This window comes from Streptomyces prunicolor, from assembly GCF_045162825.1.
Taxonomy (GTDB): Bacteria; Actinomycetota; Actinomycetes; order Streptomycetales; family Streptomycetaceae; genus Streptomyces; species Streptomyces prunicolor.
The window spans coordinates 3,882,099-3,897,218 of sequence record NZ_CP108676.1; the positions used below are offsets into that span (position 1 = coordinate 3,882,099).

General features: G+C 71.5%; 16 protein-coding genes. 8 read left to right on the forward strand and 8 right to left on the reverse strand.

Annotated elements, in window-relative coordinates:
- Positions 1 to 102: 102 nt before the first annotated feature.
- From OG588_RS17410 to OG588_RS17425, 4 genes are all read left to right on the forward strand, one after another.
- Positions 103 to 1,644 (forward strand): pyridoxal phosphate-dependent decarboxylase family protein, encoded by a 1,542-nt coding sequence (locus OG588_RS17410; RefSeq protein ID WP_405948097.1) that lies wholly within the window; start codon positions 103 to 105, stop codon positions 1,642 to 1,644.
- 125 nt (positions 1,645 to 1,769) lie between these two features.
- The gene (locus OG588_RS17415; RefSeq protein WP_405948098.1) at positions 1,770 to 2,588 is read left to right on the forward strand and encodes an SAM-dependent methyltransferase; all 819 of its coding nucleotides are present in this window, start codon (positions 1,770 to 1,772) and stop codon (positions 2,586 to 2,588) included.
- 172 nt (positions 2,589 to 2,760) lie between these two features.
- Entirely contained in the window at positions 2,761 to 4,299 is a 1,539-nt protein-coding gene (locus OG588_RS17420; RefSeq protein WP_405948099.1) for an APC family permease, read from the forward strand.
- A gap of 40 nt (positions 4,300 to 4,339) precedes the next feature.
- The gene (locus OG588_RS17425; RefSeq protein ID WP_405948100.1) at positions 4,340 to 5,299 is read left to right on the forward strand and encodes a D-2-hydroxyacid dehydrogenase family protein; all 960 of its coding nucleotides are present in this window, start codon (positions 4,340 to 4,342) and stop codon (positions 5,297 to 5,299) included.
- A gap of 50 nt (positions 5,300 to 5,349) precedes the next feature.
- On the opposite strand, the gene OG588_RS17430 is transcribed toward OG588_RS17425, so the two are convergent.
- Positions 5,350 to 5,898 carry a DUF2087 domain-containing protein gene (locus tag OG588_RS17430; RefSeq protein ID WP_405948101.1) on the reverse strand — a complete coding sequence of 183 codons (549 nt, stop codon included), beginning with the start codon at positions 5,896 to 5,898 and terminating at the stop codon, positions 5,350 to 5,352.
- 196 nt (positions 5,899 to 6,094) lie between these two features.
- On the opposite strand from OG588_RS17430, the gene OG588_RS17435 reads away from it, so the two are divergent.
- Positions 6,095 to 6,394: a chaplin gene (locus OG588_RS17435; RefSeq protein ID WP_019056476.1), complete on the forward strand. Its 300-nt coding sequence runs from the start codon at positions 6,095 to 6,097 to the stop codon at positions 6,392 to 6,394.
- Between the two features lie 116 nt (positions 6,395 to 6,510).
- On the opposite strand, the gene OG588_RS17440 is transcribed toward OG588_RS17435, so the two are convergent.
- The 7 genes from OG588_RS17440 to chpG all read right to left on the reverse strand — a co-directional run bounded on the left by OG588_RS17440 (position 6,511) and on the right by chpG (position 11,111).
- Entirely contained in the window at positions 6,511 to 7,377 is an 867-nt protein-coding gene (locus OG588_RS17440) for a tyrosinase family protein (RefSeq protein WP_405948102.1), read from the reverse strand.
- Entirely contained in the window at positions 7,361 to 7,804 is a 444-nt protein-coding gene (locus tag OG588_RS17445) for a tyrosinase family oxidase copper chaperone (protein ID WP_405948103.1), read from the reverse strand. The genes OG588_RS17440 and OG588_RS17445 overlap by 17 nt, the downstream gene beginning before the upstream one ends.
- A 166-nt stretch (positions 7,805 to 7,970) precedes the next feature.
- The gene (locus OG588_RS17450) at positions 7,971 to 8,489 is read right to left on the reverse strand and encodes a hypothetical protein (RefSeq protein WP_266856876.1); all 519 of its coding nucleotides are present in this window, start codon (positions 8,487 to 8,489) and stop codon (positions 7,971 to 7,973) included.
- Between the two features lie 224 nt (positions 8,490 to 8,713).
- Positions 8,714 to 9,211 (reverse strand): DUF5949 family protein, encoded by a 498-nt coding sequence (locus tag OG588_RS17455; protein ID WP_366091436.1) that lies wholly within the window; start codon positions 9,209 to 9,211, stop codon positions 8,714 to 8,716.
- A 127-nt stretch (positions 9,212 to 9,338) separates the two neighbouring features.
- Positions 9,339 to 9,629, reverse strand: coding sequence for a hypothetical protein (locus OG588_RS17460; RefSeq protein ID WP_266856879.1), 291 nt, complete (start codon positions 9,627 to 9,629; stop codon positions 9,339 to 9,341).
- 265 nt (positions 9,630 to 9,894) lie between these two features.
- Positions 9,895 to 10,611, reverse strand: coding sequence for a hypothetical protein (locus tag OG588_RS17465; RefSeq protein WP_405948104.1), 717 nt, complete (start codon positions 10,609 to 10,611; stop codon positions 9,895 to 9,897).
- Positions 10,612 to 10,871: 260 nt separating this feature from the next.
- Positions 10,872 to 11,111: a chaplin ChpG gene (gene chpG, locus OG588_RS17470; protein WP_019065678.1), complete on the reverse strand. Its 240-nt coding sequence runs from the start codon at positions 11,109 to 11,111 to the stop codon at positions 10,872 to 10,874.
- A 254-nt stretch (positions 11,112 to 11,365) separates the two neighbouring features.
- Here chpG and OG588_RS17475 point away from each other — a divergent pair, with 254 nt between their 5' ends.
- Genes OG588_RS17475 through OG588_RS17485 form a run of 3 tightly spaced genes read left to right on the forward strand, consistent with a single transcriptional unit; the run spans position 11,366 to position 15,117 of the window.
- Complete coding sequence (locus OG588_RS17475) at positions 11,366 to 12,445, forward strand: DUF3344 domain-containing protein (protein ID WP_405948105.1); 1,080 nt, start codon at positions 11,366 to 11,368, stop codon at positions 12,443 to 12,445.
- Between the two features lie 54 nt (positions 12,446 to 12,499).
- A complete protein-coding gene (locus OG588_RS17480) occupies positions 12,500 to 13,699 on the forward strand; it encodes a glycosyltransferase (RefSeq protein WP_405948106.1) in 1,200 nt (399 codons plus the stop codon).
- Positions 13,696 to 15,117 (forward strand): exopolysaccharide biosynthesis polyprenyl glycosylphosphotransferase, encoded by a 1,422-nt coding sequence (locus tag OG588_RS17485; RefSeq protein WP_405948107.1) that lies wholly within the window; start codon positions 13,696 to 13,698, stop codon positions 15,115 to 15,117. The genes OG588_RS17480 and OG588_RS17485 overlap by 4 nt, the downstream gene beginning before the upstream one ends.
- Positions 15,118 to 15,120: the final 3 nt, after the last annotated feature.

A 15,120-nucleotide genomic window follows, 5' to 3' on the forward strand; every position in this document is an offset into this window, starting at 1 on the left:
GCACCGGTAGACGTGTCGGCCGATGTGGCCGCTCGTTACGATCATGGCCCTCGCTTCGCTGACCAGGGGGTCTTGTGACGACGAGAGGCCCCGCACGCCGCCATGACTCAGCGTTTGCACGACCAAGACCCGTCTCCGTTCGGCGAGTTCGACGAGTTCGGCGAGTTCGACCCGTCCCCGGAGCCGCCCGCGGTCCACGCGAAGGTGCTCCGGGACGAACTCGTGGCAGCCGCCGAGTGGGCCGCCCGCTACCTGAGCGAACTGCCACAGGGCCCGGTCGCCCGTCCGCTGCCCACGCAACTGCGATCCCGGCTGCGTGCGGGACAACTTCCGCAACGCGGCGGGGAGTTGAGCGGTGTGCTGGACTTCGTACGCGACGAGATCGCCCCGTACCCGACCGGAAACGGGCACCCCGCGTTCTTCGCCTGGGTCAACTCACCGCCCGCGCCCGCCGGGATCGTCGCCGACCTGCTGGCCTGCGCCGTCAACGCGACCTGCGGCATGGGCGAGAACGCCCTGATGGACCTGGAACGCGGCACCGTCCGCATGCTCGCCGACCTCGCGGGCCTGCCCGACAGCGCGGGCGGGGTACTGACCAGCGGCGGCTCCATGGCCAACCTGCTCGCCCTGGCCACCGCCCGCACCTGGTTCCTCACCCGGCGCGGCTCCGCCGACGGCCCCGCCTACGACCGCGACCACGCCCGCCTCACCCTCTACTACAGCGCCCAGGCACACATGTCCGTCGCCAAGGCAGCCGCCTGCGTCGGCCTGCCCGCCCATCGGCTACGCCCCGTCGCCACCGACCCGCACGACCGGCTGGACCCCGCCGCCCTGCGCGCCGCGGTCACCGCCGACCTGGACGCGGGCCTGCTCCCCTTCTGCGCCGTCACCACACTCGGCACCACCGCCACCGGCGCCGTAGATCCGCTCGAACCGGTCACGGACCTGTGCCGGAGCACGGGAATGTGGCACCACGCGGACGGCGCCTGGGGCGGACTCGGCGCAAGCGTGCCCGCCCTCGCACCCCACTACGCGGGCGTCGACGGCATCGACTCACTGACCGTGGACCCGCACAAGACCCTCAGCGTGCCAGTGGGCTGCGGCGCGCTGCTCGTCCCCGACCCCGAACACCTGCACACGGCCTTCGCCCACCAGGCCTCCTACCTCACCGCCGGTGAACCGGACGCCCTGCCCTGGCTGTCCCACGCGACGATCGAACTGACCCGTCCCGGCACCCGGGCCCTCGCCCTGTGGGCCACCCTGCACCACCTGGGCCGCGACGGCGTCACCGGCCTGATCGAGCACTACCTGGCCCTCGCCGACCAGCTGCGCGAGCGGATCACCGCCGAACCCCGACTCCAGCTGCTGGCGGGCGGCCCGTGGCCGGTCGCCTGCTTCCGGCTCACCGACCCCTACGGGGACTCCCCGGACGCCCTCCACACCCGCGTCGCCCGCCGCGTCCAGGACAACGGACGCGCCTACCTGGCCACCGTCGCCGTACACGGCCGCACCGTCCTGCGCGCCGCCCTGTGCAACTACCGCACCACCACGGACGACCTCGACCTGCTGATCCGCGAAGTCCTCCACGCGGCCGACGCCGAGCGCTCCGCCCCCGGGACCGATCAGTCACCCCGGCATCGGTAGCCACCGGCCGCCGTCTTCCCCGCCCCGGACGGTTGGCAGAAGATGGTGTCCTGCCAAGCCGCGCCCCGCGAACTCCCCGCGTGGCGAAGCCCGTTGGAAGCCCGTTGAGCGAAAGGTGATCACTCATGGCCGACGAGCCGGACCCTTCGCCCGGTATCGAACCCGACGTACCTGACGCGGCCAACGTGCCCAACGTCGCCCGTATCTACGACTACTTCCTCGGCGGCCACACCCACTACCCCGCCGACATCGCGGCCGCCCGCCGCATCACCGCCGCCAGCCCCCAAGCACCCCTGCTGGCCCGCGCCATGCGCCGCTGGCTGGTGCGGGTCGTGGCCGCCATGACCGCCGAGGGCATCACCCAGTTCCTCGACCTGGGGGCCGGCCTGCCCACCCAGGACAACGTGCACGAGGTCGCCGCCCGCCACCACCCCGACACCAAGGTCGTCTACGTCGACAACGACCCCGTCGTCCTCGCCGAGGGCAGGCCCCTCCTGGACCCCGGACGATCCGTACTGCTCATGGGCGACGTACAGGACATGGCAGCCGTCCTCGACCACCCCGACCTGCACACCCTGATCGACCTCACCGCTCCGCTGGGCGTCATCGTCTCCGGCGTCGTCCACTTCCTGCCCGAAACACCGGCCACCACGGCCCAGTTCGCCGCCCTCCGCGACCGTCTGGCCCCGGGCAGCGCACTCGCCCTCAACTCCCTTGTGTCCGACGGCGATCCCACCGGCGCCACCACCCTGTTCCGCCTCTACCAGGGAGAAACAGGCCGCGGCCAGCTCCGCACAGCCGATCAGCTCCGCCGGTTCTTCGCCGACTTCACCCTCCAACGGCCGGGCCTCGTCCCCCTGGACGACTGGCGTCCCGACGCCCCCGTCCCGCCGTCCGCGCTCCCCGACCCCTTGATATGGGGCGGCCTGGCACGCAAGCCGTAAGCCCCGGCCACCCAGGGAATCAAATCGGCCTCCGTGTTTCACCCCGGTTTCCGTTACGTCCGGATGGATACGTAATGGTCAAGACTGGCCCCCGAACGCTTGTGGGATTTCACAACGGCGACGGATCATTGGCCGAATCCCGCCCCTCCCCAGACCCCGCAGGAGGCCCCCGGTGGCCGCTGGTCAGTCAACCTCCAAGCCGGTCGACGCACCGGCCGCAGCACAGGCGGAGCGGCAGAAGCTGCGCAAGCACTTCGGCCGTTTCGACATCCTCTTCTTCCTCCTCTGCACGATCGTCGGCGTCGACACGATCGGCACCATCTCCAAGGAGGGTGCCGAGGCGTTCACCTGGCTCATCGTGCTGGCCGCGGTGTTCTTCATCCCCTCCGCGCTGCTGACCGCCGAGCTCGGCGCCGCGTTCCCGGAGGAGGGCGGCCCCTACATCTGGACCAGCCGGGCCTTCGGCCGCCTGGCGGGCGCGGTGAACAACTTCCTGTACTGGATCACCAACCCGGTCTGGCTCGGCGGCACCCTCGCCGTCTCCGCCGTCACGGCGTACACGACCTTCTTCAACGACGGCAAGGACCTCAGCACCCCCGCCTTCTACGTCTTCGCCCTCGTCTTCATCTGGGTCGGCGTCCTCGCCGCGATCCTCTCCTTCGACGTCGGCAAGTGGATCCCCACCATCGGCGCCTGGAGCCGCTTCGTCCTCCTCGGCCTGTTCACGATCACGGTCGTCGTCTACGGCATCCAGCACGGCCTGCACGGTTTCGGCCCCGGCGACTTCTCCCCGACGTACGCGGGCTTCGTCGGCCTGGTCCCCGTCCTGATGTTCAACTACGTCGGCTTCGAACTGCCCAACACCGCCGGCGACGAGATGACCGACGCCCAGAAGGACGTCCCCTTCGCGATCTTCCGCAGCGCCGCCCTCGCCGTACTCCTCTACGCCCTCCCCATCCTCGGCATCCTCCTGGTCCTCCCGGTCAAGGCCATCACCGGCCTCGGCGGCTTCCTCGACGCGATCCGCCAGGTCTTCACCGTCTACGGCGGTGACGTGGCCGCGGACGGCACCGTCACCAGCAGCGGCGCCGGCACGGTCCTCGGGGACATCGCCGCGGTCCTGTTCATCCTCACGGTGCTGTCCTCCGGCGTCACCTGGGTCATGGGCTCCGACCGCGCCCTCGCCGTCTCCGGCTACGACGGCGCCGCGCCCCGCTTCCTCGGCGTCATCTCCAGCCGCTTCGGCACGCCGGTCCGGGTCAACATCCTCAGCGGCCTGGTCTCCACCCTCGTCCTCGTCCTGGCCCACCAGCTCACCAACGGCAGCGCGGCCAAGCTCTTCGGCGCGGTCCTCGGTCTCGCCGTATCGACCACGCTGGTCAGCTACTTGGGCATCTTCCCGGCCCTGGCGGTACTGCGCTACAAGGCCCCGGACGTCCCCCGCCCCTACAAGGCGCCCGTCCCCATCCTGCTCAGCGTCGTGCTCACAGCGCTCATCGTGTTCGCGAGTGTGCAGCTGGTCGCGCCCGGTGCGGGCGACCACTGGTTCGGCGCCGACTACGCCCCGGACGGCTGGACCAAGGACGAGCGCGGGCAGTACCTGCTGACGGAACTCGTACCGCTCATCGGCTTCATGCTCCTCGGCGTCCTCTTCTGGGCCCTGGGCAAGCCGACCCGCACGGCCAACTCGCTCTCGCTCGCCAAGGAGTAGCGTTCCCGTCGATCACCGGGAACCGAACCAAGGAACCACCGTGCCCCTGCGCTGCGTTGTCCTCGACGACTACCAGAACGTCGCGACCGAACTCGCCGACTGGTCGCCGATCGAGGACACCGTGGAGGTCGTGAGCCTGCGTGAACACCTCGACGACGAGACCGAGTTGGCCGCCGCGCTCGCCACCGCCGACATCGTCGTCACCCTGCGCGAACGCGTCCCCTTCCCCGCCTCGCTGCTCGCCCGACTCCCCCGCCTGAAGCTGCTCGTCGCCTCCGGCATGCGCAACACGGTCATCGACTACGCCGCCGCGAAGGCGCACGGCGTCACCGTGTGCGGCACGGCCAGTTCCTCGACCCCGCCCGTCGAACTGACCTGGGCGCTGCTGCTGGGCCTCGCCCGGGGAATCGTCGAGGAGAGCAACTCCGTGCGCGACGGCGGCCCTTGGCAGCAGACGGTCGGTGCCGACCTGCACGGCCGCACCCTCGGGCTGCTCGGCCTCGGCAAGATCGGCAGCCGCGTCGCCCAGGTGGGCCTGGCCTTCGGGATGCGCGTCACGGCGTGGAGCCAGCACCTCACGAAGGAGCGCGCGGACGAAGTGGGCGTACAACTCGCCCTCTCCAAGGAGGAGTTGCTCGCGGGCAGCGACTTCGTCTCGGTCCACCTCGCCCTCGGCGACCGCACCCGCGGTCTCCTCGGCCCCGCCGAACTCGCCCTCCTCAAGCCCACCGCGTACCTGATCAACACCTCACGCGCGGCGATCGTCGACCAGGACGCCCTGCTCACCGCCCTGCACGAGGGCCGCATCGCCGGCGCCGGCCTCGACGTCTTCGACACCGAACCCCTCCCCGCCGACCACCCGATGCGCACGGCACCGCGCCTGCTCGCGACACCCCACCTCGGCTATGTGTCGCACGCCAACTACACGACGTACTACGGCCAGACCGTCGAGAACATCCAGGCCTACCTGGCGGGCTCGCCGGTACGGCAGCTGCCGTAGAACCCAAGGCCCGTACGGCAGTTGACGCCCATTGACGCCGAACCCGCGCGTCACGCCGCCGTTGTCGACGACAGCCGGTAGATACCCTCGCTCCGGCGCAGATGCTGGAGGTCCACCAGGTAGCGCCGGAGCGTCACATGGTCGATCTCGCCCTCGTCGCACCAGGCGCGCAGCTTCTCGTTGACGATCCGCTCGGGGTACTCGACGCCGGGGGTGAAGGTCTGCTCGGCGATGTGCTGGAGCACCACCTGCTTGCGGGTCCACTGGGCGGGGAGGCGGACGAGGCGGCCGCCCCGGACAAAGGTCCGCAGGATCATGTCGGTGTGCTCGTCACCGGTGGGCGGGGTCTCCTCGGCGGGCTCCTCGCCCTGCCGCGCCAGCTTCTTGAACAGGTCGTAGTCGACGCGGAGTTCGCCGTCGTCCATGGTCTTCACCACGCCCTGTTCGCGCAGCTTGAGCAGGGCGAGCGCCGTCCCCTTCGAGGTCAGGCCCGCCACCTCGGCGACCTGCTCGGTGGTCTCGGCGCCCAGGGCCACCGCCGCGAAGGCGCGCACCCGGTTCTGCTCGGCGAACAGACGGAACAGTTGGTCGGTTGCCATGCCGGGAGGTTAATGGACGCCCACCCGTCGAGGGCACCGAATTTCCGGCCGTCGAACGCCCGCTCCCGGCGCTCGAAGTCCTGTTCAAAAAGGTGATCCCCGCGCTGTCGCCGTTACCAGCCTTGCGCCGCCGCGTTGAACTCGGAGTGCGGTGGCGAGTCGTGCCACCGCACTCATCGAACCAAAGGAGAACGTGATGTCTCGCATCGCGAAGGTGGCCGTGGTCGCCCTCGGCACCGGTGCCGTGGCGCTCGGTGGCGCCGGCCTGGCCATGGCGGACGCGGGCGCGCAGGGTGCGGCCGTCGGTTCGCCCGGCGTCCTGTCGGGCAACGTCGTGCAGGTGCCGGTCCACATCCCGGTCAACGTCTGCGGCAACACCGTCAGCGTGATCGGCCTGCTGAACCCGGCCTTCGGCAACACCTGCGCCAACGTGAGCGGCCACGGCCACCCCGGCCACCCCGGCCCGGGCTACGGCGGCAACGGCTACGGCCACTGATCCGACCGCACGCTTCGACCGCACCCGCGGACGGACGTACGCGAAGAGCCCCGGCACCTCAGGCGCCGGGGCTCTCCCCGTGTCCGCGACCGGTCAGCCGTAGCGGCGAACCGACATCACGCGTACCGATAAATACTGCTGACGTCCTCCAGCTGCTGCGGCGTCACGTCCCACGGCGGCATCCGCTCCTGCCGGGCCACGACCCGCCCCTCCTGGTCGTCGCCCGCGCCCGGCGGCTTCGCCGGCAGATAGCGGGCGCCGCGGTGCTTGTTCTGCCAGCGCGTCCACTGCAGGTCGACGAAGGCGTGGTGCAGCCAGAAGACGGGGTCGTTGACGGACGCGCCGCCGAGCATCACGCCCCCGACCCACTTGTGGACCCGGTTGTGGTTGCGCCAGGACGCGCTGCCCCGCCCGGTGCCCCACCCCTCCAGCCGGTTGCGGAACCCCGTGCGGCAGGTCGAGTCCCAGGGCGAGACGTCGTAGACCGGGTCGGCGAGCGCCCCGTCCAGGTCGCTCTTCGTCGGCAGCGCGATCGGGGCGCCGGCCCGGCCCAAGTCCCTTGTGAGGTACGGCTCGTCGGTGATGTTCTCGGTGATCTTCCACTTGCCCGTCGCGTAGGCGAACGGCCCGGTCGTCACCTGATGGTCGGAGCGCCGCCCGGTGCCGCCGAGCAGGTCCTTGGTCCAGGGCGTGGAGGTCGCGGAGCGCTCCCGCGTCCAGTCCCAATAGGGCACCGTCACCGAGGAGTCGACCCGGCGCAGCGCCCGCTCCAGGTCCAGCAGGAACTGCCGGTGCCAGGGCAGGAAGGAGGGCGCCATGTGCGCGGAGCGCAGTCCGTACTCCCCGTCGGGCACGAAGAACTCGATGTGCGTGCGCACGAACTCGTCGTACTCGCCCCGCCGTTTGATCTCCAGCATCGCCGCCACGAACCGCCGCTTCTCGGCGCTCGTGAGTGTGCTGACGTCCTTACGCGTGTACGCCATGGTCTCCCCCCATGTGCATCTGCTCCATCGGCCCGTCCGCCTCGCGCAACTCCCGGCCGGGGCTCAGCTCGTCGACGGCCGCGCGGGTTGCCTCCAGGGCGGTGGGATACGAGCGGTAGTGGTCGACCATGCTGAGCCAGGTGCCGTCGGCGCGGCGCATCAGATGCAGCGGCCGGCCGTCCACCGTGACCTGCCAGCCGTCCTTCAGCACTCCGTGGATACGACGGCCCCGGTACGTCTCGTCGAAGGCGGTGTCCCCGGGGTCCTCGCCGGAGCGCGTGGGCCGCGAGGCCGCGACGACGGGCACGAGAGCCAGGGCGAGCACGGCACCGAACGCCCCGCGCAGCGCCTCCCGCCGCGACCTGCGCACCGGCCCGGGTCTGACCGCATCCCGGCCCACGGGTACTCCACCGACGCTCACGCTCATGGCCCAACTCCCTCGTCCGTTCCGACCGTTCGAGGGGCTAACGTCCGACCCCCCGCCCGGTCACCGTCCGAAGCGCCCAGGGCAAGCGGAAGGGCCCGGGTCGCACCACCCGGGCCCTTACCTCCACACTCCGGTCCTACGACCGTCCGCGCTCCGGCGCCATGGCCTACAGGCCCGCCCCCGTGACCAGGTCCGCGCCCGGCACGGTCTGCAACACCGGCGCCAGGACGCCCAGTTGGGGCGCCTTCAGGTCCGGGAGGCCGAAGTTGTCGGGGTTGGGCGGGGTCAGCGGCACGTCCAGCGCCAGGCCCGGGGCCATCGTGCGCAGGTCGGAGGCGGGCGTGCTGACGCCGACGTGGTCGAAGCCGTCGCCGAGGACGTGCGGCAGCGGTGCGCGCAGGCCGAGGCCGGGCAGGCCGCCGTGGACCGGGAGCTGGGGAATGGCCCGCTCGGGGATGAGCCGGCCCTCGACGTACCGCGGGCCCTCGGGCGAGCCCGGCATGGGCACCGGGATCTCCCCGCCCAGCTTGGGGAGTTCCATGCCGAGGGCGCTCTCCGCGCCTTCCAGCGGCACGGGCACGGGAACCGCGCCGAGCGCGGCGGCGGGGGTCGCGGCGGCGGCGCCGGTCGCGGCCGCCACGGCCGTGATGACGGCGGCGATGGTTCCTCGGGTGGTCGACTTCATCGAGTACGGTCCCTTTCGGAATTCGGAGGCTCTGCGTGCTGAACTCTGTGTGCTGCCCGGGTAACGAGGCCGGGCAGGACTTCAGTTCAAGATTCCCCCGAGTGCCGTAGTAGTCAGCTTTCCGGAATTCCCGTCGGCGGACCGGGATCTGCTTCCCGTCAGCGGGCCGGAACCGTCAATTCCCGCCCGCTGTGCGGTCGTTGATCCAGCCGTTGATCCGGCCGTCAGCCGCGCAGGCTGCGGGCGGGCAGGATGATGTGCGCGGCGGCGTTCAGGGTGTCCTCGGAGCCGGCGAACTCGGCCAGCGCCTCCGGGGTGACGGGCTTGCCCGGCTCGGCCTCGGGCCACGGGCGGGTGGTGAACACCAGGTAGGCGAAGCCGCGTTCGCCGACCGCCGCGAGCCACTCGGGCGGCGGCACGCACTGGGCGTTGAGCTGCGGCATGTTGAGGACGGCCTGCCCGGACTCGATGAGCATGGTGATCGGCAGGCTGGGCCTGGTGGCGCCGTCGACGACGTTGCCGCCGACCGGGAGCCCGTTGTCGGTCAGCAGCCGTTCCACGGCGGCGGTGGCGGCCTCGGGGCCGTCCGCGGCGTCGCCCAGGGTGTAGGCGAGGAGGTAGGGCATGTCCCCGTCGGGGGCCTCGCCGCTCCACGCCAGGACGACGAGGGTGCCGAGGTCGGCGACGCGGAAGGGGCGCGTTTCGCTTGAGGTTGAGGTCACCGCGCGACCTTATCGACGGGCCGGAAGGCCACCGGACGCGTTCTCACCCGTCCGGCCGATGGCGCGGGCACCCCGCCACACGAACGAGGGACGCCTCGCGACGCCCCTCGAACACCACCGGCGAGACTCAGCTCTGCAGCGGCAGACCGCCGAGCAGCGGGTTGTGCTGGTTCAGCGCGGCGGTCGCACCCTTGACGGTGTTGAGCGCGGAGCCCTTGTTCTCGGTGTCCAGCGCGTCCGACTGGTGCTGCAGCGGCATCACGTCGGCGGGCTGGAGCTGACCACTGGTGAGGGTGTTGACGGCGCCGGTGAGGCTGGTGGGCGTCACGTCGGCGGGGCTGTAGGCGAACGCGGGCGCGGCGGCACCGGCGATGGCGAGGGACCCGGCAACGACAGCGGCAGCCTTCAGGGACTTCATCGTGTTCCTTTCTTCGGCAACTCATGTCACCAGAGCGAATTCTGTCGCCGTGTGTAACGAGTTCCGGCCGGGGCGGAAACCCCGTGCGCAGAAAGTTTCTGCTGCCCACCCGAATGCAGCGTGTGTCTCATCGGCGTTTCCCATCCTCATATGAAAAGGCCGTACACGAGAAAAGGCCGCCGGACCGATCCCCGAAAGGACCGGCCCGACGACCGTTCTACGACTGCTCTACGACTCTTCTAGGGCTGTACTACGACAGCTCGCGTCAGACGCCCGGAAGTGCCGGAACCGCGGGCACCGCCGGAAGCGCGGACGTCGACGGCAACGACGGCAGCGCGGGCAGTCCGGGCAGGCTCGGCGCGGGCAGACCGCCGCCCAGCAGCGTGGCCGCGACCACGTTGACGAGGCCGGTCACCACACCGGTGACCGCCGGGACGACGCCGGCCACGTCGCCGGAGGTGACCGCCGCGAGCAGCGTGGCGACCGCTTTCTGCAGGGACGCGAGGGCGTCACCGGCGAGGTCGGCGGGCGCCTTGGCCTTGGAGTCGTCGCCGCTCTTGAGCGAGGGCAGCGCGGGCAGGGCGGGCGCCGCCGGCACAGCGGGAACGGCAGGCACGGCAGGCGCCGCGGGGACGGCCGGGACCGCCGGAGCGGCCGGCGCCGCCGCGGTGATCTTGGCGACGGCCGCGGTGACGGCGTCGCCCAGCGTCTTCGCCTGGTCGGCGGAGAGCTGGCCGTTGTCGGCCTTGAGCGCCTGGGCCAACAGGTCGGTGACGGGGGTGAGCACGCTGCCGAGGTCGCCGAGGCTCTTGACCGGGGCGAGCAGTGCGTCAGCGTTGGGGACCGGCGCGCTCGACGCGGCGTGGACGTGCTTCCGCGCCGAGTCGTTGTCGGCGGCGACGGCCGCGGGGCCGGCGATTCCGATCAGGACAGTGGCACAGAGCACGGAGGACGCAACGCGCCGTGCGGGCAGACCACGCATGGGTGTTTCCTTTCGGTGGTGCTTCGGATCTTGAGCCCACCGTGAAAGCGCTCACCACCATCTGCAACCGGTCGGACGCGCCGGGTGACCGCCCGTCAACCGCGCAGTCGACGTCGTGCCTGGTGAGGGCCATGTCAAGACCGAAGCGCCGGACCGGGACCGCTACCGCCCATTCGGGGCAACACCGCCGAACGCCGACCGGCCGTCCCCCCGTGGAGACCCCACGGGAGAACGGCCGGACGAAGTGATGCGCGCGGACGTCAGTCGTTGACGCAGGTGTTGCCGAAGGCCGGGTTCAGCAGGCCGATGACGTTGACGGTGTTGCCGCAGACGTTGACCGGGATGTGGACCGGCACCTGCACGACGTTGCCGGACAGCACGCCCGGGGAGTGGGCGGCCGCGCCGTGCGCGTCGCTGTCGGCGGCGGCGATGCCGGCGGTGCCCGCCATGGCGGCGGCGGCAACGGAGGTCAGGACCAGGCCCTTCGCGATACGCGACATGGAGAGGTGCTCCTTGGGGTTGAAACAAACACCCGGGCGGGGATGCCCGGCGCTGTGTCAACGCGCGGCGCCCAAAGGGGTTGTGCCGCCAATGGGGTGATCTCCCAGAGGGCCCAACTTCACCATTCCGACACACTTGTTGCGTTTCGCCGGATTAATACGGATAGCCACTAGAGTTGCGCACCTCCCGAAGTACCCCTATAGCCAGCAAATCGCATATAGGGGCCGTACTTCCCGAAAGGGCACCGCCGGTCATGCGCAATTCCCTGGGTCCGTTGCTGCGCCGGGCGTCGACGGGCGCTCTCGCCCTCGTCACGATCTGGGCCCCGGCCGCCTCCGGAGCATCCGCCCCGCCCACGGAGGCGGCGCGCGTCCCCTTCGCCCAGCGCTACCACGCGCTCCAACACGGCGGCATCGTCCGCGCGGCCAACACCTCCATCAGCTGCCGCGCGAACTCGGCCTCCTGCCCGGCTGTACGAGAGGGACAGTCGGCGGTCAACGGCGACTTCGACATGTTCTACGTCGACATCGACAGCGACCCGAACACCTACAACTCCTCCCGCGCGGAGGTCCGGCTGCCCGAGGGCGCCCGGGCCACGTACGCGCGCCTGTACTGGGGCGGCAACCTCCGCGTGGGCGAGCAGAAGCCGCCCAAGGACAACGGGCGGGTGCTGATCGCGGAGCCCGGCGGCGAGTACAAGGCGGTGCTCGCGGACACGGTCGTCGGGCACCGGGTGGCGGGCGGCGCGGACGCGTTCCAGGCCTCGGCGGACGTCACGAAGCTGGTCCGGGAGAGCGGTTCGGGCCTCTACACGGTCGCCCAGATCAACACGGCGATGGGCAAGTCGGCGACCGGTGCCTGGGGCGGCTGGACGCTCGTCGTGGCGTACGAGAAACCGCAGGAGCCGCTGCGCCGGCTGGAGTTGTGGGACGGCTTCGACGCGATGGACTCCCGTACCGGCGCGGAGATCCGGATGCGCGGGGTGCGTGTGCCCGCGCACGCCGGGGGACGCGCGGGCGTGGTGGCGTACGACGGGGATCGCGGCCGTACCGGGGATTCGCTCACTCTCTCGACCGGTCGTACGAACGCCACCGCGCTCGGTGACGGTGCCAACCCCCGTGACGACGTGCTGAATTCCACGATCAGCGACCCGGCGGCGGCGCCTTCGGAGCGTGCGCCCGCGTATGCGAACACGCTCGGCTACGACTCCGATGTGTTCGATCTCGGCAAGGCGCTGCGTCCCGGCGGTGACCAGCTGGCCTTCCGGCTCGTTTCCCACCGGGACGCGGCGTGGTTCGGGGCGCTCTTCGTCGCCGTCGACGCCCAGCAGTGAGGCGCGTTCCCGCCCGCAGTCCCGAGCGCCACCCGTGAGCGAGGAAACCGCGCAATGCACCCACCAGCAACCGACACTCGGCCACGGGTCCTGCACCTCGCCCAGCCCGTGGACGCCGGGGTCGCCCGTGTCGTCATCGATCTGACGCGGGCTCAGCTCGCCTCGGGCCTGCACGTCACGGTCGCCTGCCCCGCCGGCGGCATCCTCGCCGACGGGGTCCGGGCGCTCGGCGCCGACGTACGCCTGTGGGAGGCGACCCGGTCACCCGGTCCGGCGCTCGTCTCCGAGGTACGGCGGCTCGCCCGGGTGGTCGCGGAGGTGCGGCCCGATCTGGTGCACGCGCACAGCGCGAAGGCAGGTCTGGCCGGGCGGCTCGCGGTACGAGGGCGGATTCCGACCGTGTTCCAGCCGCACGCCTGGTCGTTCGAGGCGGTCGGCGGGGTCACCGCCGCGCTCGCCGTCGGCTGGGAGCGGTGGGGCGCGCGGTGGTCCACCCGGACGCTGTGCGTGAGCGAGGCGGAGCGGACGACCGGGCTGCGGGCCGGGGTCCGGGGGCGCTGGAGCGTGCTCCCCAACGGGATCGACACCGAGCACTTCCACCCCGCGGCCGTGGACACCGTACGGGCCGGGATCGAGCAACTCGCCGGGGTCGATCCGGCGGCTCCCCTGGTCGTCTGCGTCGGGCGGCTGTGCCGGCAGAAGGGCCAGGACGTCCTGCTGAGCGCATGGGACGAGGTGGTCCGGCGGGTGCCGAAGGCGCGGCTCGTACTCGTCGGCGACGGGCCCGACCGGGAGGCGCTGCGTCAACTCGCCCCGGATTCCGTGCTGTTCGCGGGCGCCGTCGCCGATCCGGTGCCCTGGTACCAGGCCGCCGACCTGGTGGTCCTGCCCTCACGCTGGGAGGGCATGGCGCTGGCCCCGTTGGAGGCGATGGCCTGCGGGCGGCCCGTCGTCGTCACCGATGTCGCGGGCGCCCGCGAGAGCCTGCCGGCCGGTCTCGCCCCGCGCTGTCTGGTGCCGGCCGAGAACCCCGCGGTGCTGTCCGGGGCCGTCGCCGAGCTGCTGCTCGATCCGCTGCTGCGCGAGTCCCTCGGCCACCAGGGGCGCCGGTACGTCCAGTCCACGCACGACGTGCGGCACACCGCCGAAGCGGTCGCGGGGGTCTATCGCGATCTGCTCGGCGGCGCCCCGGAGACGAAAGAAAAGGACACGTCCGTCGTGCCCACCGAGTGCAGGGAGTCCATCCACTCGTGACTGCGGAAAGCACCGTCCCCTCCCCCGGCGGACAGCCACGGGACCACGGATTCTCGAACGTCTCGGTCATCCCCCGCCGCACCGGCGGCGGTTTCCGGTTCCCGGTCCGCAGACCGCCCGCGCGGCCGGTCTCACCGCTGCCGCTGCTCGGCGCGGACCTCGGCGCCGCCCTGCTGGGCGCGCTCGCCCTCACCGGCAGCCAGCGCCGTCCACTCCTGGTGGCCCTGCTGATCGCCGGGTCGATACTGCTGCGCCCGCATCTGCCCCGGTCCGTACCGCGCGTCCTCGACGAACTGCCCGCCGTCTGCGGCCGGATCGCGGTCGCCTGGCTCGCCCTCGGCACGCTCACCGCGGCCTACGCCCCCGACCGCGCGCTCTCCGCACGCACCCTGCTCCTGGGCTTCGCCCTGCAAACGGCGGCCAGTTGCGTGGCCCGCGGCGCGGTCCACAGCCGTCGCCGCAAGGTACTCCTCAACCGCCCCCGCACCGCTCTGGTGATCGGCCCGGCGACGACCGCGCAACGCGTGGCGGCGGCGGTGCTACGGCACCCGAAGTGCGGGATCGAGCCGATCGGCATCGTCGCCGAACACCCGGACAGCACCGAGGGGTTGCCGGTCCTGACCACCGGCGAGGAGGTCGAGCGCGCCCTCATCCAGAACGGCGTCCGGGCCGTCCTCACCGTGCATCCCTCGGTACGGTCCGAACGCGGGCCGCTGCTGCGGGCGTTGGCGGAGTCGGGCTGCGTGGTCTGGGAGGTCGACGCCGACTCACCTTCGTACGAGATGCGTGACCAGCTCGCCGGATTCGCCTGCCGCAGGCTGGAGTTGGGGTCGCGGAGGGCGGGCAGCTTCGGTAAACGCGCGCTGGATGTCCTCGCGTCCGGCACCCTGCTCCTCCTGGTCAGCCCGCTGCTGCTGGTGTGCGCGGTGGTGCTCCGTCTCACCGACGGGCGCGGGGTCGTCTTCCAGCAGGAGCGCATCGGCAAGGACGGGCGCCCCTTCACCCTGCTGAAGTTCCGCACGCACCGCCCGGTCGACGAGCACGAGGCGGCGACCCGCTGGAGCGTCGCGGGCGAGCTGCAGATGAGCCGCTTCTGCCGCTTCCTGCGCCAGACCTCGCTGGACGAGCTGCTCCAGCTCTGGAACGTGTTCCGGGGCGACATGAGCCTGGTCGGCCCCCGCCCCGAACGCCCCTATTTCGTCGCGCAGTTCAGCCAGACCTACCCCGGCTACGCGGCCCGCCACCGGATGCAGACCGGCATCACCGGCCTCGCCCAGATCCACGGGCTGCGCGGCGACACCTCGATCGAGGACCGCTGCCGGTTCGACAACGCGTACATCGACAACTGGTCGCTGTGGCAGGACATCTGCATCCTGGCCCGCACGGTCACCGCGCTCGTCCGTCCGACCGGGAGCTGAGCC

What these genes read in the sequence shown, in the direction of transcription:
- OG588_RS17410 (WP_405948097.1), top strand. Translation starts at nt 103, where the DNA reads ATGACTCAGCGTTTGCACGACCAAGACCCGTCTCCGTTCGGCGAGTTC.
- OG588_RS17415 (WP_405948098.1), top strand. Translation starts at nt 1,770, where the DNA reads ATGGCCGACGAGCCGGACCCTTCGCCCGGTATCGAACCCGACGTACCT.
- OG588_RS17430 (WP_405948101.1), bottom strand. Translation starts at nt 5,898, where the DNA reads ATGGCAACCGACCAACTGTTCCGTCTGTTCGCCGAGCAGAACCGGGTG.
- OG588_RS17435 (WP_019056476.1), top strand. Translation starts at nt 6,095, where the DNA reads ATGTCTCGCATCGCGAAGGTGGCCGTGGTCGCCCTCGGCACCGGTGCC.
- OG588_RS17440 (WP_405948102.1), bottom strand. Translation starts at nt 7,377, where the DNA reads ATGGCGTACACGCGTAAGGACGTCAGCACACTCACGAGCGCCGAGAAG.
- OG588_RS17445 (WP_405948103.1), bottom strand. Translation starts at nt 7,804, where the DNA reads ATGAGCGTGAGCGTCGGTGGAGTACCCGTGGGCCGGGATGCGGTCAGA.
- OG588_RS17450 (WP_266856876.1), bottom strand. Translation starts at nt 8,489, where the DNA reads ATGAAGTCGACCACCCGAGGAACCATCGCCGCCGTCATCACGGCCGTG.
- OG588_RS17460 (WP_266856879.1), bottom strand. Translation starts at nt 9,629, where the DNA reads ATGAAGTCCCTGAAGGCTGCCGCTGTCGTTGCCGGGTCCCTCGCCATC.
- OG588_RS17465 (WP_405948104.1), bottom strand. Translation starts at nt 10,611, where the DNA reads ATGCGTGGTCTGCCCGCACGGCGCGTTGCGTCCTCCGTGCTCTGTGCC.
- chpG (WP_019065678.1), bottom strand. Translation starts at nt 11,111, where the DNA reads ATGTCGCGTATCGCGAAGGGCCTGGTCCTGACCTCCGTTGCCGCCGCC.
- OG588_RS17475 (WP_405948105.1), top strand. Translation starts at nt 11,366, where the DNA reads ATGCGCAATTCCCTGGGTCCGTTGCTGCGCCGGGCGTCGACGGGCGCT.
- OG588_RS17480 (WP_405948106.1), top strand. Translation starts at nt 12,500, where the DNA reads ATGCACCCACCAGCAACCGACACTCGGCCACGGGTCCTGCACCTCGCC.